Source organism: Lentzea sp. NPDC058450, assembly GCF_042721395.1.
Lineage (GTDB): Bacteria > Actinomycetota > Actinomycetes > Mycobacteriales > Pseudonocardiaceae > Lentzea.
Genome location: NZ_JBHXLO010000008.1, coordinates 132,667 through 159,497, shown reverse-complemented (window position 1 = coordinate 159,497; position 26,831 = coordinate 132,667). Strand labels below are relative to the sequence as shown.

General features: G+C 70.2%; 30 protein-coding genes. 17 read left to right on the top strand and 13 right to left on the bottom strand.

Annotated elements, in window-relative coordinates; all coding sequences use genetic code 11:
* A complete protein-coding gene (locus ACFWNN_RS15500; RefSeq protein ID WP_382440552.1) occupies positions 1–681 on the bottom strand; it encodes an SDR family oxidoreductase in 681 nt (226 codons plus the stop codon).
* Positions 682–733: 52 nt separating this feature from the next.
* Here ACFWNN_RS15500 and ACFWNN_RS15495 point away from each other — a divergent pair, with 52 nt between their 5' ends.
* Positions 734–1,768, top strand: coding sequence for a serine hydrolase (locus tag ACFWNN_RS15495; protein ID WP_382440551.1), 1,035 nt, complete (start codon positions 734–736; stop codon positions 1,766–1,768).
* Between the two features lie 114 nt (positions 1,769–1,882).
* Here the strand turns inward: ACFWNN_RS15495 and ACFWNN_RS15490 are convergent, their stop codons facing one another.
* The 3 genes from ACFWNN_RS15490 to ACFWNN_RS15480 are packed head-to-tail and all read right to left on the bottom strand — an operon-like array spanning position 1,883 to position 4,834.
* Positions 1,883–2,689, bottom strand: coding sequence for a sugar phosphate isomerase/epimerase family protein (locus ACFWNN_RS15490; RefSeq protein WP_382440550.1), 807 nt, complete (start codon positions 2,687–2,689; stop codon positions 1,883–1,885).
* A complete protein-coding gene (locus tag ACFWNN_RS15485) occupies positions 2,671–3,699 on the bottom strand; it encodes a dihydrodipicolinate synthase family protein (RefSeq protein ID WP_382440549.1) in 1,029 nt (342 codons plus the stop codon). The genes ACFWNN_RS15490 and ACFWNN_RS15485 overlap by 19 nt, the downstream gene beginning before the upstream one ends.
* Entirely contained in the window at positions 3,692–4,834 is a 1,143-nt protein-coding gene (locus ACFWNN_RS15480; RefSeq protein ID WP_382440548.1) for a Gfo/Idh/MocA family protein, read from the bottom strand. Before ACFWNN_RS15480 ends, ACFWNN_RS15485 begins: the two co-directional genes overlap by 8 nt.
* A 122-nt stretch (positions 4,835–4,956) precedes the next feature.
* Between ACFWNN_RS15480 and ACFWNN_RS15475 the strand changes: the two genes are divergently transcribed.
* The 4 genes from ACFWNN_RS15475 to ACFWNN_RS15460 all read left to right on the top strand — a co-directional run bounded on the left by ACFWNN_RS15475 (position 4,957) and on the right by ACFWNN_RS15460 (position 9,243).
* Complete coding sequence (locus ACFWNN_RS15475; protein WP_382440547.1) at positions 4,957–5,973, top strand: LacI family DNA-binding transcriptional regulator; 1,017 nt, start codon at positions 4,957–4,959, stop codon at positions 5,971–5,973.
* A 110-nt stretch (positions 5,974–6,083) separates the two neighbouring features.
* A complete protein-coding gene (locus tag ACFWNN_RS15470) occupies positions 6,084–7,391 on the top strand; it encodes a hemolysin family protein (protein WP_382440546.1) in 1,308 nt (435 codons plus the stop codon).
* Entirely contained in the window at positions 7,388–8,413 is a 1,026-nt protein-coding gene (locus ACFWNN_RS15465) for a hemolysin family protein (RefSeq protein WP_382440545.1), read from the top strand. Before ACFWNN_RS15470 ends, ACFWNN_RS15465 begins: the two co-directional genes overlap by 4 nt.
* Positions 8,413–9,243, top strand: coding sequence for an ornithine cyclodeaminase family protein (locus ACFWNN_RS15460; RefSeq protein WP_382440544.1), 831 nt, complete (start codon positions 8,413–8,415; stop codon positions 9,241–9,243). The genes ACFWNN_RS15465 and ACFWNN_RS15460 overlap by 1 nt, the downstream gene beginning before the upstream one ends.
* Here the strand turns inward: ACFWNN_RS15460 and ACFWNN_RS15455 are convergent.
* Positions 9,236–9,562, bottom strand: a complete 327-nt coding sequence (locus tag ACFWNN_RS15455) for a cupin domain-containing protein (RefSeq protein ID WP_382440543.1) — start codon at positions 9,560–9,562, stop codon at positions 9,236–9,238. The genes ACFWNN_RS15460 and ACFWNN_RS15455 overlap by 8 nt on opposite strands.
* Complete coding sequence (locus tag ACFWNN_RS15450) at positions 9,563–10,339, bottom strand: carbon-nitrogen hydrolase family protein (protein ID WP_382440542.1); 777 nt, start codon at positions 10,337–10,339, stop codon at positions 9,563–9,565. It abuts the gene before it with no gap.
* 43 nt (positions 10,340–10,382) lie between these two features.
* On the opposite strand from ACFWNN_RS15450, the gene ACFWNN_RS15445 reads away from it, so the two are divergent.
* Positions 10,383–11,000, top strand: a complete 618-nt coding sequence (locus tag ACFWNN_RS15445; RefSeq protein ID WP_382440541.1) for a GntR family transcriptional regulator — start codon at positions 10,383–10,385, stop codon at positions 10,998–11,000.
* Here the strand turns inward: ACFWNN_RS15445 and ACFWNN_RS15440 are convergent.
* On the bottom strand, positions 10,961–12,313 hold the full coding sequence (locus tag ACFWNN_RS15440) for an MFS transporter (protein WP_382440540.1): 1,353 nt from the start codon (positions 12,311–12,313) through the stop codon (positions 10,961–10,963). The two genes, ACFWNN_RS15445 and ACFWNN_RS15440, sit on opposite strands and share 40 nt — an antisense overlap.
* Before the next feature lie 46 nt (positions 12,314–12,359).
* Between ACFWNN_RS15440 and ACFWNN_RS15435 the strand changes: the two genes are divergently transcribed.
* From ACFWNN_RS15435 to ACFWNN_RS15425, 3 genes are all read left to right on the top strand, one after another.
* Complete coding sequence (locus ACFWNN_RS15435) at positions 12,360–13,052, top strand: DUF2848 domain-containing protein (RefSeq protein WP_382440539.1); 693 nt, start codon at positions 12,360–12,362, stop codon at positions 13,050–13,052.
* Positions 13,053–13,141: 89 nt separating this feature from the next.
* The gene (locus ACFWNN_RS15430) at positions 13,142–13,738 is read left to right on the top strand and encodes a dihydrofolate reductase family protein (RefSeq protein WP_382440538.1); all 597 of its coding nucleotides are present in this window, start codon (positions 13,142–13,144) and stop codon (positions 13,736–13,738) included.
* The gene (locus ACFWNN_RS15425) at positions 13,716–14,252 is read left to right on the top strand and encodes a GNAT family N-acetyltransferase (protein ID WP_382440537.1); all 537 of its coding nucleotides are present in this window, start codon (positions 13,716–13,718) and stop codon (positions 14,250–14,252) included. The genes ACFWNN_RS15430 and ACFWNN_RS15425 overlap by 23 nt, the downstream gene beginning before the upstream one ends.
* Here ACFWNN_RS15425 and ACFWNN_RS15420 read toward each other — a convergent pair.
* Positions 14,238–14,894 (bottom strand): SDR family oxidoreductase, encoded by a 657-nt coding sequence (locus tag ACFWNN_RS15420; RefSeq protein WP_382440536.1) that lies wholly within the window; start codon positions 14,892–14,894, stop codon positions 14,238–14,240. The genes ACFWNN_RS15425 and ACFWNN_RS15420 overlap by 15 nt on opposite strands.
* 80 nt (positions 14,895–14,974) lie before the next feature.
* On the opposite strand from ACFWNN_RS15420, the gene ACFWNN_RS15415 reads away from it, so the two are divergent.
* The 4 genes from ACFWNN_RS15415 (at position 14,975) to ACFWNN_RS15400 (ending at position 18,339) form a co-directional block, all read left to right on the top strand.
* Complete coding sequence (locus tag ACFWNN_RS15415; RefSeq protein WP_382440535.1) at positions 14,975–15,403, top strand: winged helix-turn-helix transcriptional regulator; 429 nt, start codon at positions 14,975–14,977, stop codon at positions 15,401–15,403.
* A gap of 10 nt (positions 15,404–15,413) precedes the next feature.
* On the top strand, positions 15,414–15,659 hold the full coding sequence (locus ACFWNN_RS15410; RefSeq protein ID WP_084401880.1) for a hypothetical protein: 246 nt from the start codon (positions 15,414–15,416) through the stop codon (positions 15,657–15,659).
* A 94-nt stretch (positions 15,660–15,753) separates the two neighbouring features.
* The gene (locus ACFWNN_RS15405) at positions 15,754–16,569 is read left to right on the top strand and encodes a 3-methyladenine DNA glycosylase (protein WP_382440705.1); all 816 of its coding nucleotides are present in this window, start codon (positions 15,754–15,756) and stop codon (positions 16,567–16,569) included.
* 63 nt (positions 16,570–16,632) lie between these two features.
* Positions 16,633–18,339, top strand: coding sequence for a substrate-binding domain-containing protein (locus ACFWNN_RS15400; protein WP_382440534.1), 1,707 nt, complete (start codon positions 16,633–16,635; stop codon positions 18,337–18,339).
* A gap of 11 nt (positions 18,340–18,350) precedes the next feature.
* Here the strand turns inward: ACFWNN_RS15400 and ACFWNN_RS15395 are convergent, their stop codons facing one another.
* Together ACFWNN_RS15395 and ACFWNN_RS15390 are read right to left on the bottom strand one after the other, a co-directional pair.
* Positions 18,351–19,163 carry an aldo/keto reductase gene (locus ACFWNN_RS15395; protein WP_382440533.1) on the bottom strand — a complete coding sequence of 271 codons (813 nt, stop codon included), beginning with the start codon at positions 19,161–19,163 and terminating at the stop codon, positions 18,351–18,353.
* Positions 19,151–20,122 (bottom strand): helix-turn-helix transcriptional regulator, encoded by a 972-nt coding sequence (locus tag ACFWNN_RS15390; RefSeq protein ID WP_382440532.1) that lies wholly within the window; start codon positions 20,120–20,122, stop codon positions 19,151–19,153. Before ACFWNN_RS15390 ends, ACFWNN_RS15395 begins: the two co-directional genes overlap by 13 nt.
* 49 nt (positions 20,123–20,171) lie before the next feature.
* On the opposite strand from ACFWNN_RS15390, the gene ACFWNN_RS15385 reads away from it, so the two are divergent.
* From ACFWNN_RS15385 to ACFWNN_RS15370, 4 genes are read left to right on the top strand one after another with little or no spacing between them, the layout of a single operon-like run.
* A complete protein-coding gene (locus ACFWNN_RS15385) occupies positions 20,172–20,549 on the top strand; it encodes a DUF3224 domain-containing protein (RefSeq protein WP_382440531.1) in 378 nt (125 codons plus the stop codon).
* A gap of 2 nt (positions 20,550–20,551) precedes the next feature.
* Positions 20,552–21,211, top strand: coding sequence for a maleylpyruvate isomerase family mycothiol-dependent enzyme (locus tag ACFWNN_RS15380; protein WP_382440530.1), 660 nt, complete (start codon positions 20,552–20,554; stop codon positions 21,209–21,211).
* 11 nt (positions 21,212–21,222) lie between these two features.
* A complete protein-coding gene (locus ACFWNN_RS15375; protein WP_382440529.1) occupies positions 21,223–21,825 on the top strand; it encodes a class I SAM-dependent methyltransferase in 603 nt (200 codons plus the stop codon).
* 13 nt (positions 21,826–21,838) lie between these two features.
* Positions 21,839–22,021, top strand: coding sequence for a hypothetical protein (locus ACFWNN_RS15370; RefSeq protein ID WP_382440528.1), 183 nt, complete (start codon positions 21,839–21,841; stop codon positions 22,019–22,021).
* Here ACFWNN_RS15370 and ACFWNN_RS15365 read toward each other — a convergent pair.
* From ACFWNN_RS15365 to gcvP, 3 genes are all read right to left on the bottom strand, one after another.
* The gene (locus ACFWNN_RS15365; RefSeq protein WP_382440527.1) at positions 22,018–22,368 is read right to left on the bottom strand and encodes a hypothetical protein; all 351 of its coding nucleotides are present in this window, start codon (positions 22,366–22,368) and stop codon (positions 22,018–22,020) included. The two genes, ACFWNN_RS15370 and ACFWNN_RS15365, sit on opposite strands and share 4 nt — an antisense overlap.
* Before the next feature lie 3 nt (positions 22,369–22,371).
* A complete protein-coding gene (locus ACFWNN_RS15360) occupies positions 22,372–23,724 on the bottom strand; it encodes an ImmA/IrrE family metallo-endopeptidase (protein ID WP_382440526.1) in 1,353 nt (450 codons plus the stop codon).
* A 140-nt stretch (positions 23,725–23,864) separates the two neighbouring features.
* Positions 23,865–26,756 (bottom strand): aminomethyl-transferring glycine dehydrogenase, encoded by a 2,892-nt coding sequence (gene gcvP, locus ACFWNN_RS15355; RefSeq protein WP_382440525.1) that lies wholly within the window; start codon positions 26,754–26,756, stop codon positions 23,865–23,867.
* Positions 26,757–26,831 lie beyond the last annotated feature (75 nt).

The window sequence follows — 26,831 nt, the reverse complement described above, 5'->3', positions numbered from 1 at the left end:
CTAGCGGTGTGCCGCCTGGCCGGTCGGCCTCAGCAGGATCTCATTTACGTCCACAGTGGACGGTTGGGACACGGCGTAGAGAACGGCCCTGCCCACGTCTTCCGGCGCCAGCTTCGGATCGTTCGCGCGGGACGCCGGGATGCCCTCGGTGTCCACGAGGCCCGGCTGGATCACGGTCACGCGGACGCCGGTGCCGACGGCTTCGGCGCGGATCGCTTGCGCCAGGCCGGTGATGGCCCACTTGGTCGCCGAGTAGAGGTTGCCGGGGCGGACTCCCCTGCCCGCGGCGGAGCCCGTCATGACGAGGTGACCGCCGGACCGCATCAGCGCGGGCATCGCGGCGCGGGCGGTGAAGGCGGGGCCGCAGACGTTGGTGACGACCATGTCCGTCCATTCGGAAGGCTTGGCACCCGCCGAAGAGACGAACGACGTGTCCACCGAGACTCCGGCGTTCGCGAACACGACGTCGATCCTGCCCCATCGTGCTTCCACTCGGGACATCAGATCCTGCACGGAATCCCACGAAGAGACGTCGCATCGCGCGTCCCAGCCGCGATCTCCGACAGATTCTTCGGCGCTGCGTGAGGCCCTGACCACGCGATACCCCGCCTGAGCTGCGAGAACGGCGGTAGCCGCCCCGATGCCGCGGGAGGCGCCGGTCACCACGAAGACGTGTTCCATGATCGGCAACCCTAGTCAGGGAAACGTCAGTGCCGCCTGTTTTGATTGCGCCATGACTTTGAACCGCAGGTCCGTGTTCGGGCTGGGAACCGTCGCGGCCGCGACGGCCGTGCTCGGCTCCAACGGTGCAGCACAAGCGCAGGAAGACGCGGAGGTAGAGATCGAACGCTCCCCGGCGACGGCCGACCGGTCGCGCAAGCGCGTGGCCCAGGTCTACAAGCGACAGGCCCGCAAGGCGAGAGGGACCTGGTCGTCGCTCATCACGGTCGCCGACCTGGACGGCACCACGAAGCCCGCCGTCGACGAGAACGCCGACGTGGTGGTCGAGGCCTACAGCGTCAACAAGATCGCGGTCGCCGTGGCCGTGCTGGACAAGGTGGACCGCGGGCTGATCAGGCTCGACCAGACGGTCACGGTGTCGTCCGCGATCGTCATCCAGGACACCGACGGGATCTTCGCGCTCGACGGCGCGTACCCGAGCGAGGTGACGGTCGGCCACGCGCTCGCGAACCTGCTGACCGTCTCGGACAACACCGCCGTGCGCCTGTGCGGCCTCGTCGTCCCGGCGCTCGAGCTCAACGAGATCCTGCGCGGCAAGGGATTCGTGCACACGCAGGTCGTTCCGGTCGCGAACCCGAACCGCTTCTTCCTCGGCACCACGACGGCACGCGAGACGCACACGTTGCTGCAGAAGCTGGTCGACGGCCAGCTGCTGTCCGCGGCGTCCACCGCGTACCTGCTGAACATCCTGCGCGCCACCGCGAGCTTCACGGACGGCGTGCGGCTCAACCTCACGACCAACGAGCGGCTGCGCGTCGCGACGAAGGCCGGCTGGTTCGAGGACGGCCGCAACGAGGCCGGGATCATGTTCAGCGCGGACGACCGGGCGATCCTGGTCTACTCGATGTTCGCGTCCGGGGTGTTCTCCGGTGACAAGGCGATCAACGACGAGGACTTCAGCACCACGCACCCGGCCGTCGCGGCCCGCGCGGAGCTCGGCCGGTCCATGTTCGACGCGGTCATCAAGATCACGACCACGAAGCCCAGGCACCGTGCAAAGGTTTACAGGTTCTTCAACGGCGGCTGATTCCTGAGATTTATCTGAAACTTGGACCTGATGGCCCTGGTTTTCGGCTATACAGGCACCACGCCGGGGTCGGTCGTCGCCGCCGTCGACGACCGGCTTCCCGCGCGTTCGTGGTCAAAGCGCCGGTTCCACAACGTCGTGGTACCTGCGTGACACCTGGCCGATCACCTCGTCGAAGTCCGCCGCCCAGATGGCCGCGTTGAAGATCTCGACCTCGACGTCCCGCGCATATCCCGTCGCCGCGACGACGCGCGTCAGGCGGTCCAGGTCGATGTCCCCGTCACCGGGATAACCACGCCCCAGCAACACGTCCTCCGGCACCGGCGTGAGCCAGTCGCACACCTGGTACGACGCGATGAGCCCGCCCGCACGCGCGATCTGCTCGTCCACGGCGGGGTCCCACCACACGTGCAACGCGTCCACGACGACGCCGACGGACTCGTGCCGTTCGGCGATGTCGAGTGCCTGGGCCAGCGTCGACAGCACGCCGCGGTCCGCGCAGAACACCGGGTGCATGGGTTCCAGCGCCAGGATCACACCTGCCTGAGCTGCGTACGGCGCGAGCTCCGCGATGCCGTCGGCGACCCGTTGACGTGCGCCGACGAGATCCTTGTCGGCCGCCACTCCCCCGACCACCATGACCAGCGTGTCGGTGCCGAGCGCCGCCGCCTCGTCGATGGCGCGGCGGTTGTCGTCGAGCGCCTCCCGGTTGTCCACGGCCGTCAGGAAACCGCCGCGGCACAACGACGACACGCGCAAGCCCGCGTCGCGGACGATCTTGGCGCTGCGTTCGAGGCCCTGGTGCGCCACGGGTTCGCGCCACAGTCCGATCGACTCGATCCCGTGCCGCGCGCACCCGTCGACGGCCTCCGCGACGGTCGCGCGTTTGATCGTGGCCTGGTTCAGCGAGAGGCGAGCCATGCGGTCCACCGCCGTTCCGCGAAGTCCGGGTCGATCACGCCGGCGATCTCGGCGAGTCGTTTCGCCTCGGCGAGATGCTCGATCGTGCGGGCGCTTTCCAGGCCTCCGAGGAGCTGAAAGCGTTCCTGGTGACCGGCAAGCCACGCCAGGAACACAACGCCGGTCTTGTAGTAGTAGGTCGGCGTGCTGAACAGATGGCGGGACAACGGAACCGTCGGCGCCATGATGCGGTGGAACTCGTCGGTGTCCCCTTCGGCCAGCTTGGCAAGCGCTTTCGCGGCCACCGGGGCGATCGGGTCGAAGATGCCGAGCAACGCGTGGCTGTGGCCGTGCTCGTCGCCCGCGATCAGCTGCGGGTAGTTGAAGTCGTCGCCGGTGTAGCAGAGAACGCCTTCCGGCAACGCGCGGCGCAGGCCGATCTCGTGGTCCGCGTCGAGCAACGAGACCTTCACGCCGTCGACCTTGTCCGGGCGCGCGTGGATGATCTCCAGGAAGTTCCGGGTGGCCTGGGGGACGTCGGCGGCACCCCAGTAGCCCTCCAGCTGAGGGTCGAACGCCGTGCCGAGCCAGTGCAGGACCACCGGTTCGCTGACGCGGTCGAGCAACGTGCCGTAGACCTTCTCGTAGTCCTCGGGACCCCGCGCGGCGGCGGCGAGCTGGCGCGAGCACATCAGGACGGGCTGGGCTCCCGCCTCCTGGACGACGTCGAGCTGCTCCAGGTAGGCGTTCAGCACGTCGTCGAGGCTCGGCTCGCCGGTCAGGTGGTCGGTGGCGACGCCCGCGCAGATCCGCCCGGCCTTCTCGGCGGCGCTGCGGCGGATCAGCTCGGCGGCGGTCGGCCAGTCGAGGCCCATGCCGCGTTGCGCCGTGTCCATGGCCTCGGCGACGCCCAGTCCGTGCGACCAGAGGTGGTGCCGGAACGCGAGGGTCGCGTCCCAGTCCACCGTGGTCTCGTCCTTGGCCACGACGTGTGCCGCGGCGAACACGATCCGTTCGTTCTGACTAGACATCGGCGATCTCCACCCGGCGACCCTCCGAAGAGGACTGGAGGCCGGCGGCGGCCAGCGCGACACCCCGTGCGCCCGCGAGGAAGTTGTGCGGGAAGGCCGCGCCCTCGTAGACGTGCCGCAGGAACTCCGCCCACTGCACCTTGAAGCCGTTGTCGAAGTCCTCGTTGTCCGGCACCTGCTGCCACTGGTCGCGGAACGGGTGCGTGACCGGGAGATCCGGGTTCCAGACCGGTTTCGGCGTCACGGCGCGGGGCTGCACGAAGCACTCCCGCAGTCCGGCGACCGCGCTGCCCTCGGTGCCGTCCACTTGGAACTCGACGAGCTCATCGCGGCGCACCCGCACGCACCAGGACGAGTTGATCTGCGCGATGACGCCGTTCTCGATCTCGAAGATGCCGTACGCCGAGTCGTCCGCGGTGGCGTCGTAGGCGTTGTTCTGCTCGTCCCACCGGGTCGGGATGTGCGTGACGGCCTTCGCGGTCACCGCCTCGACCCGCCCGAACAGGTCGTGCAGCAGGTAGCTCCAGTGGCAGAACATGTCCGAGACGATCCCGCCGCCGTCCTCGGCCCGGTAGTTCCAGCTCGGGCGTTGCGCGGGCTGCCAGTCGCCCTCGAAGACCCAGTAGCCGAACTCGCCGCGCACGCTGAGGATCCGGCCGAAGAAGCCGCCGTCGATCAGCCGCTTGAGCTTGCGGATGCCCGGCAGGTACAGCTTGTCCGCCACCACGCCGTGCCGCAGGTCCCGCTCGTCGGCGAGACGCGCGAGCGCCACCGCCTGCTCGACCGTTTCCGAGACCGGCTTCTCGGTGTAGACGTGCTTGCCCGCCTCCAGCGCCTTCGTGATCGACTCGACGTGCTTCGACGTGACCTGCGAGTCGAAGTAGATCTCGACGGACGGGTCGGCGAGCGCCGAGTCGAGGTCGGTCGTCCAGCGCGCGAGGTCGTGCCGCTCGGCGATCTCCTTGAGCTTGTCGGCGTTGCGGCCCACCAGGACCGGTTCCACCTTGAGCAGGGTCCCGTCCTGCAGCCGCACGCCCTCGTCGCGCAACGGCAGCAGCGAGCGGACCAGATGCTGGCGGTATCCCATCCGCCCCGTGACGCCGTTGACCGCCACGCCAATGGTCCTGACCGCCATCGCACCTCCCTGGTAGCAGCGCTGGAAAGCGCTTTCCCGCCACGCTAATCGCGGCGCTTCACGGACGTCAACCTCCTCGCGAGCTAGTCTCAGCGCTCACATGCACGTTGACGGAGGTGGTCGTGTCCGCCCGACAGGTGACGCTCGCCGAGGTGGCGAAGCAGGCGGGTGTGTCGTTGGCGACGGCTTCCCGCGTGCTCAATGGCAGCACGCGACAGGTGAGCGAGGACCTGAGCGACCGCGTGCTGCGCACCGCGGAGGAGCTCGGGTACGTGCCGAACGCCTCGGCGCAGGCGCTGGCCCGCAACTCCAGTTCCCTGGTGGGGCTGGTGGTGCACGACATCACCGACCCGTACTTCTCCTGCATCGCGGCGGGGGTGACGCGGGTGGCCGAGGAGGCCGGGCTCGTCGTCGTCCTCGGCACGACGGGGCGTCGTCCGGAGCGTGAGGCGGAGCTGCTCTCCACTCTGCGTGCGCATCGGGCGCGGGCGGTGGTGCTGGCGGGATCCCGGACCACGGACCGCGCGGCGCAGTCGCGGCTCGCGGCGGAGATCGACGCGTTCACCGAGCAGGGCGGCCGGGTCGCGTGCGTCTCGCAGGCGAAGCTCGGCACCGACACGGTCGTGCCCGGCAACCGGGCGGGCGGCCGGGCGCTGGCCCGTGCGCTCGCCGAGCTGGGTCACAAGAAGTTCGCCGTATTGGGTGGTCCTTCGGAGCTCGTGGTGGCCCGTGACCGGCTGGCCGGGTTCAAGGCTGGCCTGAACGACGCCGGTATCGCCCCACCCGTGGTGATCAACGGCGCCTTCACCCGCGACGGCGGCTACGAGGCCGCGATGGAGCTGTTGAGCTCCAAGTCGCGCGCCACCTGCGTGTTCGCCGTGACCGACGTCATGGCCATGGGCGCGATGGCGGCGCTGCGCGAACGGGGCGTGCGGATTCCGGACGACATGTCGATCGCCGGGTTCGACGACATCCCGACCTTGCGCGACACCGTGCCCGCTTTGTCCACTGTGCGCCTTCCGCTGGAGGAGATGGGCGAGATCGCCGCTGGTCTCGTGCTCGACGGCGGAGGTGACGAGGCCCGCACCGTCCGAGTGGCGGGTGAGGTGGTGCTTCGGGCTTCAACTGCCCACAATTAGACTCGTCTGGCTAATCACGTTCTTTAAGTCATGAGGAGTTGAGCCGTCCCCATGGGGTCTGGCCCTGACTGGCATATACGCCCGGTCGCCCGTTCCGCTGGAGCGCTTAGGTGACCGGAATTCTTCTGAGCGTGCTCGGGCTGCTCGCCGTCGTGGCGCTGACAGCGGGCACCTTCATCGCGGTGGCGGCGGAGTTCTCGCTGACCGCGCTGGAACGCAGCACGGTCGAGCGGCACGTCGCCGAGGTCGGTGACGCGAAGGCGCGCACCATCGACCGCGCGCACCGCACGCTGTCGTTCCAGCTCTCCGGCGCCCAGCTCGCCATCACCCTGACCACGCTGATCACCGGTTACATCGCGGAGCCCGCGATCGCGAACCTGATCGAGCCCGGGCTCTCCGGGCTCGGTGTGTCCGAGCCGGTGGCCGACTGGTTGTCGCTGGCGTTGGCACTGGCCATCGCCACGGCGTTGTCGATGGTGTTCGGCGAGCTGGTGCCCAAGAACCTCGCGATCGCGAAGCCCCTGGAGACCGCGCGCGGCGTGGTCGGGTTCCAGGCGGCGTTCTCGACGGTGTTCCGCTGGCTGATCACCGCGATGAACAACTCGGCGAACTGGCTGGTGCGGCGCTTCGGCGTCGAGCCGGTCGAGGAGCTGGCGTCCGCGCGGTCGCCCGAGGAGCTGGGCGCGCTGGTCCGCACGTCGGCCGAGCACGGCACGCTGGACGAGAGCACCGCGGTGCTGCTCGACCGGTCGCTGCGCTTCGGCGACCGCACGGCGGGCGAGCTGATGACGCCCCGCGTGCGGGTCGAGGCGCTGCGGGCCGACGCGACCGTGGCGGATCTCGTGCGCAAGGCCCGCGACACCGGGTTCTCGCGGTTCCCCGTGCACAACGGGTCGCTGGACGAGGTGAGCGGGATCGTGCACGTCAAGCAGGCGTTCGCGGTTCCGGCGGCGCTGCGGGGATCCACTCCCCTGTCGGCGCTGACCCGGCCCGTGTACTCGGTGCCGGAGACGCTCGAGGGTGACGCGCTGCTGGACCGCCTGCGGGCGTCCGGGCTGCAGTCCGCGCTGGTCGTGGACGAGTACGGCGGCACGGCCGGGCTGGTGACGCTGGAGGACGTGGTCGAGGAGATCGTCGGCGACGTGCGCGACGAGCACGACCGCGGTGAGGCGGCGCCCGTGCGGTCGCTGGGTTCCGACAGCTGGATCGTGTCGGGACTGCTGCGCGACGACGAGGTGGCCGACGCGACCGGGTTCCAGATGCCCGAGGGCGACTACGAGACGCTGGCCGGCCTGGTGCTGGCGCGGCTCGGCCGGATTCCGGACGTCGGTGACGAGATCCGCGTCGACGGGTGGAGGGTCACCGTGATGCGGATGGACAAGCACCGGGTGGCCGAGCTGCGGGTGGTGTCGTCGTGAACTTCCTCGTCATCGCCCTGCTGCTGGCGGGCAACGCGTTCTTCGTCGGTGCCGAGTTCGCGGTGATCACCGCGCGCCGGGACCGCCTCGAAGCGTTGGCGGACAAGGGTTCCGCCCGGGCCCGCACGGCGATCAAGGCGTCGCAGCAGCTGCCGTTGCTCATCGCGGGCGCGCAGCTGGGCATCACGTTGTGCTCGCTGGGCCTGGGTGCGATCGCCGAACCCGCGCTGGCTTCGGTGCTGGAGGGGCCCCTCGGCGCCGTCGGTCTGCCGTTGGCCGTGGTGCACGGTGTGGCGTTCGCGGTGGCGTTGGTCATCGTTGTCGCGCTGCACACGATCCTGGGCGAGATGGTGCCGAAGAACCTGGCCATCGCCGGTCCCGAGCGGGCCGCGGTGTGGCTGGTCCCGGTGCACTACGGGTTCTCGCGGATGATCGCGCCGGTGCTGGCGATGTTCACCGCCGTGGGCCGGTGGGTGCTGCGGCGGTTCGGCGTGGAGCCCGTGGACGAGCTGGAGTCGGCCTACACGCCGGACGAGCTCGCGTTGCTGATCGGGCAGTCCCGGTCGGAGGGCCTGCTGGAGGACTCGGAGCACCGGCGGCTCGCGCAGACGTTGTCGTCGGCCGAGCGCACGGTGGCCGACGTGCTGGTGCCGCTGGACCGGCTGACGACGGTGTCGTCGACGCCGACCGTGGGCGAGATCGAGGCGGCGGTGGCGGCGACCGGGTTCTCCCGGTTCCCGGTGCTGGCCGAGGCGGGCCTGATCGGATACCTGCACGTCAAGGACGTGCTGGACCTGGAGGGCGCGGAGACGTCGGTGCCGCGCGACCGGGTGCGCGGCCTGCCGGAGGTGCCGGTGGACGCCCGCCTGGACGAGGCTCTGGCGGCGTTGCGCCGGGCTCAGTCGCACCTCGCGCGCGCGGTGTCGGCGGACGGCGCGGTGTTCGGCGTCGTGGCGTTGGAGGACCTGGTGGAGGAGTACGTGGGCACCGTCCGGGACGGCACCCACGTGCGCTGGGTCTGATGCTGCTGCTCGGGGCGGGCGATCTGCGGATCGACCTGCCCCGGCTCGCAGCGGAGCTGACCGAGGCGTTGCGGGCGGGTGCGGAGCCCGGTCAGCGGGTGCGCGCGGCGGTGACGCCGGACGTCACGGCGATGGTGCTGATGCCGGGGCTGTCGCCGGGGATTCCCGCGTACACGGTGAAGGTGCACGCCAAGAACCCCGCGCGGTCCCCCGCCATCACCGGCGTGATCTGCCTGCACGACCTGTCCGGTGACCTGCTGGCGATCATCGACAGCCCTCGGCTCACCGCGGTGCGGACCGGGCTGGGCGGAGCGTTGGGGGCACATCTGCTGGCACGGCCGGAGGCCCGGACCGTGACGGTGATCGGGGCCGGGGTGCAGGGCCGTGCTCAGCTGGAGGCCTTGACGGCGTTGCGGCCGGTCGAGTCTGTGTGCGTGCGGGACGTCGATCCCGTGGCGGAGCGGGACTTCCTGGCGTGGGCCGCGGGGCTGGGCGTGCCCGCCGGCCCCGAGGGCGAGATCGTGCTGATGGCGACGTGGTCGCGGGTGCCCGTGCTGCACGAGGTTCCGCCCGGGACGCACGTCACGAGCCTCGGCGCCGACGAGCCCGGCAAGGCCGAACTCGGTGCGGACCTGCTGGCCTCCGCCCTGGTCGTGGTCGACGACCCCGCACTCGCGCACGTCGCCGCCGGCACGACGATCGGCGCGGTGCTGCGCGGTGAGCACCCCGGCCGGACCTCGGCCGAGGAGGTCACGGTGTACAGCCCGGCCGGGTTGCCGATGCAGGACCTGGTGATCGCGTGGCACGTCTACCGGAACGCGCTCAGCTAGCGGTCCGGATCTCCAGCATCACGCAGCCGTTCTCCGTCCGGTAGGGGCCGTGGGGCATGCCGGGGCGGCGGCTCGCGAAGTCGCCGGCCCGGAACGTCCTGTTCAGCGTCAGGTCGGTGAGGTCGCCTTCGAGCAGGTAGACCTCCTCGTGGAAGTCGTGCCGGATCACGCCCTCGGTCTCCAGGCCCGGTGCCCAGCGGGCGATCCTGGTGAGGGTCGTGGTGTCCGGGTCGCGGCTCAGGACCCGTTCGGTGACGCCCTCGGTGGCCGGGTGCCAGGGGAGGTCGCCGGTCGGGAAGAACTCGTGTTCCTCGCGCATCTACAGCCTCCGGTTGGCGAGGACGGGCAGCTTCTGGCGGACGTCCTCGGTGAGTGCGGGGTCCACATCGGACAGGATCGTGCCCGGCTTGCCGTCGAGGCGCTCGCGGACGGTGCCGATCGGGTCGACCACGGCGCTGCGGCCGATGCCCGTCGGGGCTGAGCCGTAGTCGGCGTCCGGGTCGGCCTGGCCGCAGGCGAGGACCCACGACGTGGCGTCCAGGGCGCGGGCCTGGACGAGGAGGTCCCATTGGTCCGCCTTGCCGGGGCCCGCTCCCCAGGAGGCGCCGACCAGGATCACCGGCGCGGTGGCGGCGAGGGTGCGGAAGAGCTCGGGGAACCGCACGTCGTAGCAGGTGGCGAGGCCGATCGTGGTGCCGTCGACCTCGAACGTCACGGGCTTCTCGCCGGGGGTGACGCCGTCCGACTCGCGGAAGCCGAACGCGTCGAACAGGTGGATCTTGTCGTAGCCGAGGTGCAGTCCGGCGCCGGTGACGAGGGTGGTGTTGGTGACCCTCGTGCCCTCGCCCGGGGTGAACATCCCGGCCACCACGACGACGTCGTGCTCGTCGGCGATGGTCCGGATCTCGGTCGCCCACGGGCCGTCGAGGGGTTCGGCCACCGGCTTGAGGTCCACGCCGAAGCGGCACTGGGTGGCTTCCGGGAAGTGGACGACCCGTGCGCCTTGGTGTGCGGCACTGGCCACCTGGGTGCGCACGGTGGCAAGGTTCTCCTGCGGATCAGCGGTGGAGCTGATCTGGCAGAGCGCGAAGCGCATGATCCTCCTCTGGTATACATGTTGTATGCAGGGTGCAGACGCGTTGTCTGGCAGGGAAAAGGCTTACGAGTTCCTCAAGGACACCATCCTCGCCGACCCCGAGATGCAGGGGCGGTTCATCAGCGAGCAGGACGTCGCCAACCAGATCGGCGTCTCCCGCACGCCGATCCGCGAGGCCCTGCTGCTGCTCGCCGCCGAGGACCTCGTGCAGCTCGTGCCGAAGAAGGGCGCGTACGTCGCGCCGTTGTCGTCGCGGCAGATCGGCGAGCTGATGGAGCTGCGCGGCGTCATCGAGCGGTACGCGGCGGAGCGCACGATGGCCGAGGACACGGTTCCGCTGCGGCAGATGCAGGAGCTGATCGAGCGGCAGCGGTTCCTGGTCGAGGACGCGCGGCAGTTCATCGACGTCGACCGGCAGTTCCACGCGCTGCTGGTGGCGGCGACGGGCAACGAACTGCTGACGAAGACGTACGAGGGGCTGCGCGCCCGGCAGGTGCGCGCGGGTGTCGTCGCGTTGTACCGGGCGCACAACAGGCAGCAGGCGGTGATCCACGAGCACGACGAGATCGTGGCCGCGCTCGAGTCCGGGGACGTCGGCGCGGCCACGGCGGCGATCACCGCTCACTTGGACACGACGCTGAAGGTGCTGCTCAACGGCTGATCTTCTTCTTGCGGGTCGCGGCCGAGCCAGAGTCCGACGAGCGTGACCACGCAGGCGACCGTGACGTACAGGCCGACGACGACCCACGTGCCGAAGCCCGCCAACAGCGCGGTGAAGAGCAACGGTGCGATGGCGCCGCCGATCACGCCGGCGAGCGTGTAGGCGAGTGAGCTGCCGGTGTAGCGCAGGCGTTCGGTGAACTGCTCGGCGATGAACGCGGCCTGCGGGCCGTACATGAAGGCGTGGAAGGCGAGCCCGATCACGACGCCGATGACGATGAGCGGCCACGACTTGGTGTCGATGAGCGGGAAGAGCACGAACGGCCACACCGCGCCGAGCACGGCGGCGACGGCGTACAGGCCGCGGCGGTTGACGCGGTCGGACAGCCAGCCGGCGAGCGGCATGAGGAACAGCTGGAAGCCGGACGCGATCAGCACGGCGACGAGGCCGACGTTGCGCGGCAGCTTGAGCTGGGTCGTGAGGTAGGTCAGCACGAAGACGGTGTGCAGCGCGTACAGGACGTCCGGGCCGACGCGGCACAGCACGGCGGCGATCAGCGGCCGGGTCTGGGTGCGGAACACCTCGCTGATGGGCGCGGACGGCCGGTCGCCACGCGCCTCGATCGCCTTGAAGACCGGGGTCTCCTCCAGCTTCACGCGGATCCACAGGCCGAAGATCACGAGCACCGCGGACAGCAGGAACGCCACGCGCCAGCCCCACGACATGAACGCCGCGTCGGACAGCGCGACGCCGAGGAACGCCAGCACGCCGTTCGCCATCAGGTTGCCGGCGGGCGGGCCGATCTGGGCCGCTGACGCCCAGAAGCCGCGTTGTTTCGGATTGCCGTACTCGCTCGACAGCAGGACGGCTCCGCCCCACTCGCCGCCGAGACCGACGCCCTGCGCGAACCGCAGCACCACGAGCAGCACACCGGCGGCGGGGCCGATCGCGTCGTGGGTCGGCAACAGGCCGATGAGCAGCGTGGCGATGCCGGTGATCAGCAACGTCGTGACGAGCACGCGTTTGCGGCCGATCTTGTCGCCGAGCCGGCCGAACAGGAACCCGCCGAGCGGCCTGGACAGGTAGCCCACCGCGTACGTCGAGAACGCGAGCAGCGTGGCGGTGAGCGGCTCTTCGCTGGGGAAGAACAACGGGCCGAGCACGACGGCCGCGGCGACGTTGTAGATCGCGAAGTCGTACCACTCCAGGGCGGTACCGGAGAGCGAGGCCACGAACGCCCTGATGAGCGCGGACCGAGGTACGTCCGGCGCACCCGGCTGTGGCGTTCCTGTCGTTGCAGTGTCTGGCGGCATGGCGTAATACTGCCTGTATACAACTCGTATGCGCAAGGAGTACCGCATGTCTACCGTTCGTACACAGGCCGCTACGCTGGTTTTCGACCTCCCCGACGGCACCGTCGCCGAGGTCGCCGTGACGACACTGCTCAACGGCGGGTACGCGGGCCGCAGCCAGGAGGACGTGGCCGCTCACGTGCGCGAACTCGCCGAACTGGGCGTGCCGGCGCCGTCCGTGACGCCGAGCCTCTACCCGGTCTCGCCGTACCTCGCGCAGCAGACCTCGACGGTCCCCGCACAACACGGCAAGACCTCCGGCGAAGCCGAGTGGGCGTTGGTGGTCACCTCCGACGATGTCCTCCTGACGGTCGCATGCGACCACACGGACCGCGCGCTGGAAGTCCACGGCGTCGCGTGGAGCAAGAACGCGGGCCCGGACGTGCTGGGCCGCAAGGCGTGGCGGCTGTCCGAGGTGGCGGACCGCGTCGACTGCCTCGAACTGACCGCGTGGGCCGACGGCGTCGAGATCCAGCGCGGCACCCTCGCCGAACTGCTGACCCCGCAGTACTGGGTGGACCGCCTGCGCGACCTCGGCCTGCTCGAGCCGGGCACCGTGCTGCTGTCCGGCACGATCCCGATGCACCACGGCGTGGACCAGTTCGCCTCGCGGTGGCGCGTCGAACTGCGCGACCCGGCGACCGGCGACGTCCTCGACTGCGACTACGAGGTCACCCGCCTGCCCAACCCCATCGGCTGACTCCGGTATGTGCCTCCCGAACCCGTGTCGATGCGGGTTCAGGGGTGTTCGACGTCCCTGCGAAGGACCACCACAGGGAGGCACAGCAGATGAACAAGGTCTACACGGGCGCCAGCACCTCGATCGACGGCTACGTCTCGGGCCCGGACTTCTCCAGCTTCGACCGGCTGTTCGCCTGGTACGAGGCGGGCGACGTGGCGTTCACGGTGCCGACGGGCGCGATGACCGTGCACCTCACCCCGGCCAGCGCCGCGCACTACAGCGGCCTGATCGAGGTCACCGGCGCCCTGGTCGTCGGACGCAAGCTGTACGACATGACCAAGGGCTGGGGCGGCCGGCACCCGATGGGCGTGCACACCGTCGTGCTCACCCATCGGCCGCTGGAGAACACCGAGCACTTCACCTTCGTCAACGGCACCATCGAGGAAGCCGTCGCGGTGGCGTCCGAGCACGCGGGCTCGAAGGGCGTGGGCCTGAACTCCGGCGAGGTCGCCCGGCAGGCCATCGACGCGGGCCTGGTGGACGAGATCTTCCTCGACCTGGTGCCGGTGATCCTGGGCGGCGGCACGCCGTTCTTCGCGCCGGGCAGGGGCTATCAGCTGGAGGGCCCGATCTCCGTCGTGGAGAGCACGGCGGTCACCCACCTGCGGTACAAGGTGAAGTATGAGGCTGCGGAGACTGGCTGACGGCGACGCGGAGGAGCTGCTGCGGGCCGTCACGGAGTCGCTCGACCACCTGCGGCCGTGGAGCCCGTGGGTGGCGAACGGCTACACGGCGGCGGACGCCGAGGGATACCTGCGGGTCGCGGCGGACGGCTGGGCGAGCGGGAGGCTGTTCGCGCACGTGATCACGGTCGACGGCGCGATCGCCGGGCTGGTCGCGGTGAACCGCAAGGGATCCGACCTCGCGGAGATCGGGTACTGGGTGCACGCGGCGCACGTCCGCCGCGGCCTGGCGACCGCGGCGGCCCGCGAGATGGTGGAGTTCGCGTTCGCGCTGGAGGGCGTGCGCAGAGTCCAGATCTGGCACGACGAGGCCAACGCCGCGAGCAGCGGTGTGCCGCGGCGGCTCGGGTTCACCGAGATCGACCGCCGCACACCGCCGCGCGAGACGCCGGTCGGCAGCCGCGTCGGGGTGGACGTCGTGTGGGAGCTCCGGCGCCAGAGCGGGGCGGAGGCGACTGTCTCAAGAGGCCAGTGAGGCCTTCACCGTGCGGGTGAGGTCGTCCGCCAGCACCTCTTCGTCGCCGTTCTGGATGCCTTGCAGCACCTGCGAGACGACGTCGGCCGGCGCGATCTTGGGGCCGTCGACGTGCGCGGCCATGTCGGTGTCGATGTAGCCGACGTGCACGCCGACCACGCGGGTTCCCTGTTCCCGCAACGCGTCCCGGGTCGACCTCGTGAACGACCAGGCCGCCGCCTTGGAGGCCGCGTAGCCGCGCGCGGCCGGGTAGGAGGCCCACGACAGGACGCTCAGCACGTTGACGAGGGTGCCGCCGCCGTTGGCCTTCAGGACCGGCGCGAAGGCGTCCGTCGTGCGGACTACGCCGTAGAAGTTCACCTCGAACTCCGCCTTGATGCTGTCGACCTCGTCGCCGGGGCCGGTCACGCCGGCGTTGTTGACCACGATCGTGACGTCGCCGAGTTCCTTGGCCGCCGCCGCCACGGAGGCGTCGTCGGTCACGTCGAGCTGGACCGGGATCACGCCCTCGTCCACCACGGACGCCGGGTTGCGGGCGCCGCCGTAGACCTTGGCGCCGCGCTTCGCGAACTCCTGCGCGAACGCCTTGCCGAGGCCTCGGTTAGCGCCGGTCACCAGCACCACTGCACCGTCGAAGTCCATTTCTACCTCCTGAGTTGGATTTCCCAACTCACGGTAGCGCCGGTCGGTTTGATTTGCCAACTCACTGCTATGCTCGTCACATGACCCCTCGGAGCTGCTCCATCGCCAACGCTCTGGAAGTCGTGGGCGAGCGCTGGTCCCTGCTCGCGTTGCGCGAGGTCTTCCTCGGCGTCGCGCGCTTCGACCAGATCGCCGCCAACACCGGCGCGTCGCGGGACGTGCTGACCGTGCGGCTGAAGAAGCTGGTCGCGGCCGGGGTGCTGGAGAAGCAGCAGTACTCCGGGCACCCGCCGCGATACGAGTACGTGCTCACGGAGTCCGGGCGTGCGTTGCACAACGTGATGCTGCTGCTCAAGGAGTGGGGCGACACGTACGTGACGGAGGGGCCCCTCCCGCTCGTGTGGGAGCACTCGTGCGGCACCACGCTGGAGCCCCGTGTGGTGTGCACGGCGTGCGGCGAGGAGGCCACGCCGGAGTCGCTGACCCGGGCCGAGCCGGTGACCCACTAGGTTGGGCGGCATGAGTGAGGACGACGAGGACGAGTTCGCCGAGGACGACGACTTCGAGGACGAGGAAGACCCGGACGACCTCTTCGCCGTCACGCCGGAACCGCGCACGGTGTGTCACCTGTGCGGGGGCGCCAGCTACATCGCGGCGCCGACGCTCGCGATCATCGGCGGCGCGCCCAGGACCGTGGACAACGGCCGGGAGTGCCCGCACTGCAACGGCGCGCGGACGTTCACCGGGCTCGTGCCGCCCCTGTAAGGCACCCCGAGAGGCCGCCCGCGTACCGTGATTGCCCGTGGAAGTCCTGACCCGAGCCGAGTGGCACGAGCTGCGTGACGCGCACCTCGCGCGCATGCGCCGGTTCACCGGGCCGCATCAGGAGCGGAAGCTTCGCAAAGAGAAGCACCCGGTGATGGACTTCCTCTTCACCTATTACAGCCATCGGCCCGTGCGGCTCGAACGGTGGCATCCGGGGCCTGGCGTCGTCCTGGAGGACGCGGCGGAGTACCTGGAGTTCCCGCACTACAAGGCGACGGCCGACGGCGTCACGCTCGACGTGGAGAGCTTCATCGGGCAGCGGGCCAAGACCTTGGAGTTCGTCCAAGCACTGCTCACGGCGACGCTGAGCCGTCCCGCCCGGCTGGGCTGCTTCGGGCTGCACGAGTGGGCCATGGTCTACCGGCAGCAGCCCGAGGAGGTGCGGCACAACGCGTGGCCGCTCCGGCTCGGCAGCGGGGGCACCGACGAGGTCGTCGAGGCGAGCCGGATCCAGTGCGGGCACTTCGACGCGTTCCGGTTCTTCACGTCACCCGCTCGGCCGCGTAACGCTTTGCAGCCGACACGCGACGACCAGTTAGCGAACGAACAGCCGGGTTGCTTGCACGCCAACATGGATCTGTTCAAGTGGGCGTACAAGCTGGAGCCGGCAACTCCGTCGTCACTGGTGGCCGACTGCTTCGAACTGGCCGCTGACGTGCGCGAACTCGACATGCAGGCCTCCCCGTACGACCTGGTCGAGCTCGGGTACGGACCCGTGCGGATCGAGACGCCGGAGGGACGCGCGGAGTACGTGCGGAGGCAGTCGCAGTTCGCTGACCGGGCACAACCGTTGCGAGAACGGCTCATCTTCGTGTGCCAGTCGATACTTGCAGTGACTTCACTCTGCTGACTGGGTTCACCTGTTAGCGTGATCGGCGGTCGTCGGGGGCCGCTGCGTAGTTGTGAGGGATCGATGTCTCGACACCGCACTCTGCGGGCGAAGGTGAAGCGCGGAATCGCCAAGTGGCCCGTGCTCATCGTCGTGCTCGTGGTGCTGCTCGGCCTGAGCTGGCTCGCCCTGTCGTGGGCCGGTGACGTCCTCGACAAGCGCTCGCAGGCGCTGGCCCAGAACTGCAGCGAGGGCGACTCCGTGCTGCGGGTGGCCGTGACGCCCAGCGTCGCCGAGGCCGTCCGCGACGTCGCGCAGGCCTACAGCGCGACCCGGCCCGTCGTCTACGACCACTGCATCGCCATCGAGGTCACGTCGGCGGACTCCGCCGCGGTGCTCGAAGGCCTGACGACGACCTGGGACGAGAACAAGCTCGGCAAGCGCCCGCACGCGTGGCTGCCGGACTCGACGCTGTGGGCGAACCGGCTGTCCGCGTTGAACGCGAAGCTGGTGGGCGCGGCGCCGAAGTCGGTCGGCACGTCACCGGTGCTGCTCGCCGCCCCCGAGGCCGCCGCGCCCGTGCTGAAGGACTTCCGCTGGTCGGACATGCCCCAGGTGACCGACTGGACCAAGTACGGGCAGCCCTGGGGCCGGTTCAGCGTCGCCATGCCCGACCCGGCGGCGAACACCGCCTCCGCGCTCGCGATCCAGGCGGCGCTGGCGGGTGGCAAGGGCCCCGTGACGGCCGAGTCGCTCGGATCGGACGCCTCGAAGTCCGCGCTGACGAAGCTCGCGGCCGCGGTGCCGCCCGAGGTGCCGCCGACGACGCGCGACGCGTTGGGGCGCCTGGGTGACAGCGCGACGGTGAACGCGGCGGGCTTCTCCGTGACGCCGGTGTCCGAAGTGGACCTGTTCAAGCACAACACGGGCAAGGACGCGCCGTCGAAGCCGTTGGTCGGCGTGCTGCCGGCCGGACCGGCGCCGGTGGCGGACTTCCCGTACGTCGCGCTCGGCGGGTCCGAGGTCGGCGAGGCGGAAGCGCGTGCGGCGCAGGCGTTCCGCGACTTCGTGCTCGAGCCGGAGCAGCAGAAGATCCTGGCACGCGGCGGGTTGCGGGTGGAGTCCACTCAGGACCGTCCGTCACCGTCGCCCGGCGTGGCCTGGGCTCAGGTCACCGAGAACCTCGTCGGCGCGGACGCGACGACCACGCAGCAGATCTCGTCGGCGTGGGCGTCGGCGGACCGCGGCGGGCAGGTCGTCACGGTGCTCGCTGACGTGTCGACGTCGATGAAACCCAGGCTGGACAAGGTGAAGGCGGCGCTGCGCGGTCAGGTCGACCGGGCGGTGTCCGGGTCGTTCGGGCTGTGGGAGTTCTCCCGCGACCTGGACGGCTCGAAGCCGCAGAAGCAGCTCGTCGCGACCGGTCCGGTGGCCGACAAGCGCGACGCGTTGAAGCGGGCGATCGACGGGTTGAAGACGTCCGAGGGTTCGCAGCTCTACAGCGCGCTCGCGGCCTGCTACGAGACCGCGCACGACGGGTTCGTGGCGGGACGCGTGAACCGGGTCGTGGTGATCACCGACGGCAAGTCCGACGGCGGGATCGACCTCGACGCGCTCAAGTCCGCGTTGCACGGAACGGACCTGGCGATCAGCTTCATCGCGATCGGCGGTGACGTCGACAAGAACGCGCTCACCGACATCGCGCAGACGACCGGCGGCTCGGTTTCGGTGGTGGAGAACGAGAACGGCGTGGAAGCGGCGCTCGGCCAGGTCCTGTCGACCAAGGCCTGAGCGCCGCTCGCTCAGGCCGCGTTGAAGCGGTCGGGGTCCGGGCCGGTGCGGGTGCCGCGGTCGAGCTCGCTGATCACCAGCATGTCGTCCTGAGCCAGTTCGAAGTCGAAGATGTCGATGTTCTCCTTGATCCGGTACGGGGTGACGGACTTCGGGATCACGACGTTGCCGAGCTGCACGTGCCAGCGCAGCACGATCTGGGCGGCGGTCTTGCCGTACTTCTCGGCGAGGCCCGCGATGTCCGGTTCGCGCAGCAGCGCGCCCTGGCCGAGCGGCGACCACGCCTCGGTGACGATCCTGTGCGTGACGTGGACCTTGCGCATCTCTTCCTGTTGCAGCAACGGGTGCAGCTCGATCTGGTTCACCGCCGGGGTGGTCGGGAACTCGTCGAACAGCCGCTGCAGGTGCGCGGTGTGGAAGTTGGACACGCCGATCGCGCGCACCCGGCCGTCGGCGTAGAGGCGTTCCAAGGCGCGCCACGTGTCGGCGTAGAGGTCGCGTTTCGGGGCAGGCCAGTGGATGAGGTAGAGGTCGAGGACGTCGAGACGCAGGCGGCGCATGCTCTCGTCGAACGCGCGCAGCGTCGCGTCGTGGCCCTGGTCGGAGTTCCACAGCTTGGTCGTGATGAACAGGTCGGGGACGCCGGCGATGGCGTCGCCGACTCCGGACTCGTTGCCGTACGCCGCCGCGGTGTCGATGCTGCGGTAACCGGCCTCGATCGCCGTCGTGACCGCACCGGCCACCTGGTCCTCCGGCACCTGGTAGACGCCGAAGCCGAGTTGAGGGATCCGTACTCCGTTGTTCAACGAGATCAGCGGAACCATGCGGGTAGCTTCGCACCGTTGTAGACGTCGTGCATCGCCCTGATCGCCGCGACCAGTTCGCGGCGAAGTTCGTTCGGTGCCAACACTTCCACGTCGGCGCCGAATTTGAGCAGGTCAGCGACGGCGTGCCGGAGCGACTCGGTGGGGAAGCCGAACTCCTCGCCCGGCCGTGGATCGGCGTCTCGAATGACGCGCGCCTGGTACCCGCTGAGCAGGTACTGCGTCTTGGCCAGGCCCGCGGGGGTCATCCGGACGGTGACGCGGTCGCCGTACATGCGGGCCTCGAACTGCTCGGACCACTCGGCCCAGAACGACGCCAGATCGAAGTCCTTCGGGCGATCGAACGTGTCCGAAGTGACCTGGAGGGCGAGCACGCGCGACACGCGGTAGGTGCGGCCGCTGCCGACGAAGTACCAGGTACCCGCCTTGAGCACGAGCCCGTACGGGTCGACCTCGCGTTCCACGGTCTGGTTCCCCCACCGCTGGTAGGTCATGCGGACGCGGCGCTGCTCCCACACGGCGTCGGCGATGGTGGCGAGGTGGTCGGTGGGTTCGTCGCCGCGGAACCACGTCGGGGTGTCGAGGTGGAAGCGCTGGCGGATCTGCTCGGCCTTGGACCTCAGCTCCGTGGGCAGCGCGGCGAGGAGCTTGAGCTGGGCGGCGGCCGCGAACTCCCCCAGTCCCAGCGCCTGCGCCGGTCCGGGCAGGCCCGCGAGGAACAACGACTGCGCCTCGTCGGTGGTGAGCCCGGTGAGCCGGGTGCGGTAGCCGTCGACGAGCTGGTAGCCCCCGGCCGGGCCGCGGTCGGAGTAGACGGGGATGCCCGCCGCGGAGAGCGACTCGACGTCGCGGTAGATCGTGCGGGGCGAGACCTCCAGCTCCGCCGCGAGCTCGTCGGCCGTCATGCGGCCCCTGGACTGCAGGAGCAGCAGCACCTGGATGAGCCTGCCGGATTTCACGGTATGAACCTGACACGATCTGTCAGGAATTACCAGCAGAGTGGTCCGCATGAAGGCAACAGGAACCATCGCGGTGAAGAGCTGGGACGAGAACACGTGGGACGGCCGGTCCTACAAGGACGTCGAGGGACGCAAGCTCACCGAGGCGCACGTCGAGTTCACGTACGGGGGCGACGTCAGCGGCGTCGGCAGCTGCCGGTACCTCATGTACTACGGCGAGGACGTCGCGTGGACGACGGCGCTGGAGGAGATCACGACCGACGAGGGAACGCTGGTGCTGCGGCACGTCGGCGCCTACCGGTCCGCTGTGGAGGGTACGACCGAGATCGTCGACGGCACCGGGAAGTTCCTCAACGCGCGAGGTGCGGTGACGGTGGACTGGGCGGAGGATGGCAGCGGCACCTACACCCTGGAGTACGAGGTCTGACCATGACCAACGCCCCTCTCTACGACGCGGCCAAGAAGCGGATCACCGCGCTGGTCGACGGCGCCGATCCGCAGACCCCCGTGGCGGCGACGCCCGGCTGGTCGGTCAAGGACGTGGTGGCGCACCTCGCCGGCGGTCTGCGTGATTTCGCAGACCGCCGGTTCGACGGCGTCGAGTCGGGCGAGTGGGGCGAACGGCAGGTGCGCGACCGCCGCGACAACTCGCTGGAGGACGCCTTCGCCGAGTGGGACGCGAACCTGGAACGGGCGGCGCCGCTCTTCGACACGCCGATGGGGCCGATCCTGGTGTCCGAGGTGATCGCGCACGAGCACGACCTGCGCGCGGCCCTGGGCGTCCCGGGCGACCGCGCCGGCGTCGAGGTGCGGGCGGCCCTGGTGCGGCCGTTGCAGCAGCTCGACCAGCGGATGCGGGAGAACGGCGTGCCGGCGTTGCGGATCACGCTGGAGCACGGCGACCGCGTGCTCGGCCACGGCGAGCCCGCCGGGACGGTGCGGACGACGTCGTTCGAGCTGATGCGGGCGATCGGCGGGCGGCGGTCCGCCGACCAGATCAAGGCCCTGGACTGGGACGGCGATCCGGACGTGTGGATCTCGTCGCTGGCCCTGTTCGGACGTCACCGCCCGGAGCCGTTCACCGAGTAGCTTCAGCCGTCGTGAGCGACTGGCTGACGGACACGCGCGACTCCTACGACACGGTGGCGGCGAGCTACGCCGACCACACCCGCGGACTGCTGGACGGCCTGCCGCACCTGCGAGCGGCGTTGCGGCTGTTCGCGGAGGAGGTGAGCGGGCCGGTCGCGGACGTCGGCTGCGGGCCCGGCGACATCACCGCGCTGCTGCACGGTCACGGCGTGGACGCGTTCGGCATCGACCTCTCCCCCGCGATGGTCGACCTGGCCAGGGCCTCGCATCCGGGGCTGCGGTTCGAGGTGGGATCGATGACCGACCCGCTGCCGGGCGAGCTCGGCGGCATCCTCTGCTGGTGGTCGCTGATCCACGTGCCGGACGAGCTGGTGCCGGTCGTGTTCGGGCACTTCCGCGCCGCGCTGCGGCCAGGCGGGTTGGTGCAGCTGGGTTTCCACGTCGGCGACCGCACGAACCTCAAGACGCAGGGCTACGGCGGGCATCCGATGCGGGTGAACGTCCACCTGCGACCGCCCGACCGGGTGGCGGGGTGGCTGCGGGAGGCGGGGTTCGCGGTCGAGGCGCGGTGGCTGCTCGGCGACGACGGCGCGGTGCTGTTCGCGCGGGGGTGAGACGATCTGCCGCGTGTCAGAAGAGCAGACCTGCCAGCGTTGCGGTGAGACGGTCGAACTGGACCGCGAGGACTTCGAACTGTTCGAGCGGATGCACCCCGACTGCTTCCACTTCGCGTTCGAGCACGACCTGACGAAGCCCGGCATCGGGACCGACGAGAACTGCGGCGACGAGGCCTGTCCCGTCGGCGCCTAGCGCGGCCGCACGTTCGCGCAGAAGAGGCCCAGTCCGATCCTCGTCACCAGCACCGCGATCACGGCGGCGTGCAGCGGGTTGCCGCCCGCTTCCTGCACCAGTTCCGCGATCGTGGCCGCGTCGACGACCCGGTCGGAGCCGGAGCCGCCCGTGAGCCCCTTCACCTTGGGGTGCAGGCAGACCTGCTGTTGCAGAGCCGCGTACCGCGCCTTGAACCACGTGCGGCCGTAGTCCTCGGCCTCGTCGCGGTCCTCCGGCGACATGCCGGCACCGGAGCCCAGCAGGCTCGCGCCCAGCGTCGCGTACAGCTCGTCGTCGGTCATCTCCAGGTACGGACGGAGGTCCACGGGTCAGCTCCTGATGATCGTGTGCTCGACCAGTCCCGCCATCGCCTCGGCGACGGGACACCGGAGCAGCGGTGTGAGGTCCTGCAGGGCGGGCACCCGCTGGAGCCTGCCGCGCACGGTGTACGCGGCCAGCGGTGCCTGGGTCTTCCAGGTGTCGAACCAGGTCGGCGACAGCTCCCAGAGGCGCGCCGCGTCGCCGGGCCTGCCGTCGAGCAACGCCTCCGCGCCCTCGTGGAGGGCGGGCCACGGCCCCAGTTGCTCGGCGAGCTGGTCGGGGGCCAGCGCCTGCAGCTCGTCGCAGCGGACGAACACGTCGTGCGCCATCAGGGAGAACGGGTGGTGCTGCACCTCCGGACGGGTCCTGAGCAACGCCCAGTCGACGTCCGGACGGGAGCCCTGCACGAAGTCGGCGGCCCTGTCGGTCGCCTCGAACAACGGCAGCGCGTAGCTGTTGAACGTGGGCCGGACGTGGAACGGGACCTCCTGCCACAGCACCCCGAGCCTGCGGTCCACCGGCGGGTGGCTGACGCCGGTGCGCAGGAACAACGAGCTCTCGGCGTAGTGCAGCACGGCGATGGCCACCAGCGCGCCCAGCGGCACCTGCGACGGCAGCCCTACCCCGTCGTGCTGCTGCGCGGCGAGGACCACCTGGTACGCCAGCCGGTCGGCCTCCAGCTCGGCCTGCTGCTCCCCGGTGCAGGACGCGACACCGTCGACCGGAGCCAGGTGGGACCGGCCCGCGTGCCCGAGGACGTGGTGCGCCACCTCGTGCGCGATGACGAAGCGCATGGCGTGCCGGCTCAGGAGCTCCGCCAGCCGCAGCTGGACCGGCTCCATGCCGATCATGAACGTCTGCGCGAGGTTGAACGAGCGCTGGACGCGGCTGTTGTGGCGGAGAACCGCGGTGAGCAGCTCGGTGTCGAACTCCACCCGGCCGGTGCGGAGGAAGCGCGCGCCCTTCTTCAGGAACGTGCGCAGGTTCGGTTTCATCACCGCCCGCGCGAGGTGCTGACCGTAGACCTCGGCCAGCCCCAGCACGGCGTTCGAGATAAGGACCAACGCGGAGCCGTCCGGATAGCTCTCGGCGCTCGCGGACACCGTGGCGCGTGATTGGGGAACCAGCACGACGGACCGCACCCGCTCGGGGTCGTGCCCCACCCGGACCACCGCCTCGACCACGGAGTCCTTGAGCGCCTCGTAGTGGTCCTCGATCGTCCTGACCGGGTCCGGCAGGCCGGCCAGCGTCTCCCGGTACCAGCGGGCGGCCTCGATCTCGCCGTCGGCCTCGAGCTCGTCGGGGAAGCCGCGGCTGGACTCGAAGTCTCCCCGCCGCTCCGCACCGGCCTGCTCCGCCATCGTCCGCACGTCCGGTCAGATCGGCCGAAGATCAGCAAGCGTTACCGGATCTCCTTGCACCCCAACGTTTCCACGCGACGTGGCCAGAAAGGCGAAAGGGGCGCACCCCCGACGGATGCGCCCCTTTCAGACCTGCTGGATCAGCTGCTGTACGCGTCGAGCGGCGGGCAGGAGCAGACCAGGTTGCGGTCGCCCTTGGCGCCGTCGATGCGACGGACCGGCGGCCAGATCTTCGGCGCCGCGGTGCCGGCCGGGTAGACGGCCACCTCACGGCTGTACGGGTGGTTCCACTCGCCGACGGTCACACAGGCCGCGGTGTGCGGGGCGTTGCGCAGCGGGTTGTCCTCGACGGACCACTCGCCGGCGCCGACCTTGTCGATCTCGCCCTTGATGGCGATCATCGCGTCGATGAACCTGTCGATCTCGCCCAGGTCCTCGGACTCGGTGGGCTCGACCATCAGGGTGCCGGCGACCGGGAACGACATGGTCGGGGCGTGCAGGCCGTAGTCGGCGAGGCGCTTCGCCACGTCGTCGACGGTGACGCCGGTGGCCTTGGTGATCGGGCGCAGGTCGAGGATGCACTCGTGGGCGACGAAGCCGCCCTCGCCGGTGTAGAGGACCGGGTAGTGCTCGTCGAGGCGGCGAGCCACGTAGTTCGCGGCCGCCACGGCGGTCAGGGTCGCGCGGCGCAGGCCGTCGCCGCCCATCATCCGCACGTACGCCCACGAGATCGGGAGGATCGACGCGGAACCCCACGGGGCACCCGAGATCGGGCCGACGCCGGTGGCCGGGCCCGCGGTGGGCTGCAGCGGGTGGTTCGGCAGGAACGGGGCGAGGTGGGACTTCACGCCGATCGGGCCGACGCCGGGGCCACCGCCGCCGTGCGGGATGCAGAACGTCTTGTGCAGGTTCAGGTGCGAGACGTCCGAGCCGAACTTGCCGTAGCGCGCGAGGCCGATGAGGGCGTTGAGGTTCGCGCCGTCGACGTACACCTGGCCGCCCGCGTCGTGGACCAGGCCGCAGACCTCGCGGACGGTGTCCTCGTACACGCCGTGGGTCGACGGGTAGGTGATCATGATCGCGGCCAGGTCGTCGGCGTGCTCGGCGACCGTGGAACGCAGGTGGCCCATGTCGATGTTGCCCTTGTCGTCGCACTTCACGACGACGACGCGCATGCCGGCCATGACGGCGGACGCGGCGTTGGTGCCGTGCGCGGACGACGGGATCAGGCAGACGTCGCGGGCCTCGTTGCCGTTGGCGCGGTGGTAGGCGCGGATCGCGAGCAGACCCGCGAACTCACCCTGCGAACCGGCGTTGGGCTGCAACGACACGGCGTCGTAGCCGGTGACCTCGGCGAGCCACTCCTCCAGGTCGGAGATGATCTTCAGCATGCCCTTGGCGTCGGAGACCGGCGCGAACGGGTGCAGGCCGGAGAACTCCGGCCACGTCACGGGCTCCATCTCCGCGGTGGCGTTCAGCTTCATCGTGCAGGAGCCGAGCGGGATCATGCTGCGGTCGAGCGCGACGTCCTTGTCGGACAACGCGCGCAGGTAGCGCAGCAGCGCGGTCTCCGAGCGGTGCGCGTGGAAGACCGGGTGGGTCAGGTAGTCGGACGTGCGGCGCAGGTCGGCCGGGATGCCGTCGGCGGTGTCGGCGTCGATCGCGTCCACGTCGGCACCAGTGACACCGAAGGCGTTCCACACGGCGATGACGTGCGCGCGCGTCGTCTTCTCGTCGCACGCGATGGCCACGACGTCGGCGTCGACGAGACGCAGGTTGATGCCGGCCTCGCGCGCCTTCTCGACGACGGCGGCGGCCTGACCCTCGACGCGGACCTCGACGGTGTCGAAGAACTCGCCGTGCACGACGTCCAGACCGGCCTCGCACAGGCCCGTGGCGAGCACGGTGGCCATGCGGTGCACGCGGGTCGCGATGGCGCGCAGGCCCTCGGGACCGTGGTAGACGGCGTACATGGACGCGATCACGGCCAGCAGCACCTGCGCGGTGCAGATGTTGGACGTGGCCTTCTCGCGGCGGATGTGCTGCTCGCGGGTCTGCAGCGCGAGGCGGTAGGCCAGCGAGCCGTCGGAGTCGACGGACACACCGACGAGACGGCCGGGCAGCTGACGCTCCAGACCGGACCGGACGGCCATGTAGCCGGCGTGCGGGCCGCCGAAGCCGATCGGCACGCCGAAGCGCTGGGTGGTGCCGACGACGACGTCCGCGCCGATCTCGCCCGGCGCGCGCAGCAGCGTCAGGGACAGCAGATCGGCGACGACGACGGCCTGGGCTCCGGCCGCGTGGATCTCCTCGATCAACGCCTTCTGGTCGCGCACCGCACCGGACGCGCCGGGGTACGACAGCAGCACGCCGAAGAAGTCACCGCCGAGGCCGAGGCCCTCGATGCCCTGCGACAGGTCGGCGACGACGATCTCGATGCCGAGCGGCTCGGCGCGCGTCTCGATCACGGCCAGCGTCTGCGGCAGCGTGTCGGCGTCGATGACGAACTTGGCGGACTTGGACTTGCCCGCGCGGCGCACCAGGGTCATCGCCTCGGCGGCGGCGGTCGACTCGTCCAGCATGGACGCGTTCGCGACCGGCAGGCCGGTCAGGTCGCCGACCATGGTCTGGAAGTTCAGCAGCGCTTCGAGACGGCCCTGCGAGATCTCCGGCTGGTACGGCGTGTAGGCCGTGTACCAGGCCGGGCTCTCCAGCACGTTGCGCAGGATCACGCCCGGCGTCACGGTGTCGTAGTAGCCGAGGCCGATCATCTGCGTCATCGGCCGGTTCTGGGACGCGAGCTCGCGCAGCTCGGCGAGCGCCTCGGTCTCGGTGGCCGGGACGGGCAGGTCCAGCACGAGGTCGCGTTCGTGGATGGACGACGGAACCGCGTGCTGTGCCAGTTCCTCCAGCGATCCGACGCCGATGACGTCGAGGATGCGCGCGAGTTCGGCGGGCCGGGGACCGACGTGGCGGTCGGCGAACGGGGTGCCGTGCTCGAGAGCGGCGAGCGGAATGCGGTCCTGCGTCATCAAACGCCTCCGGGGGATGGCTGCGGGCACACTGGTCCTGTGCCCTCCCCGCTCTGTCCGTACCCCGAGGGGCGC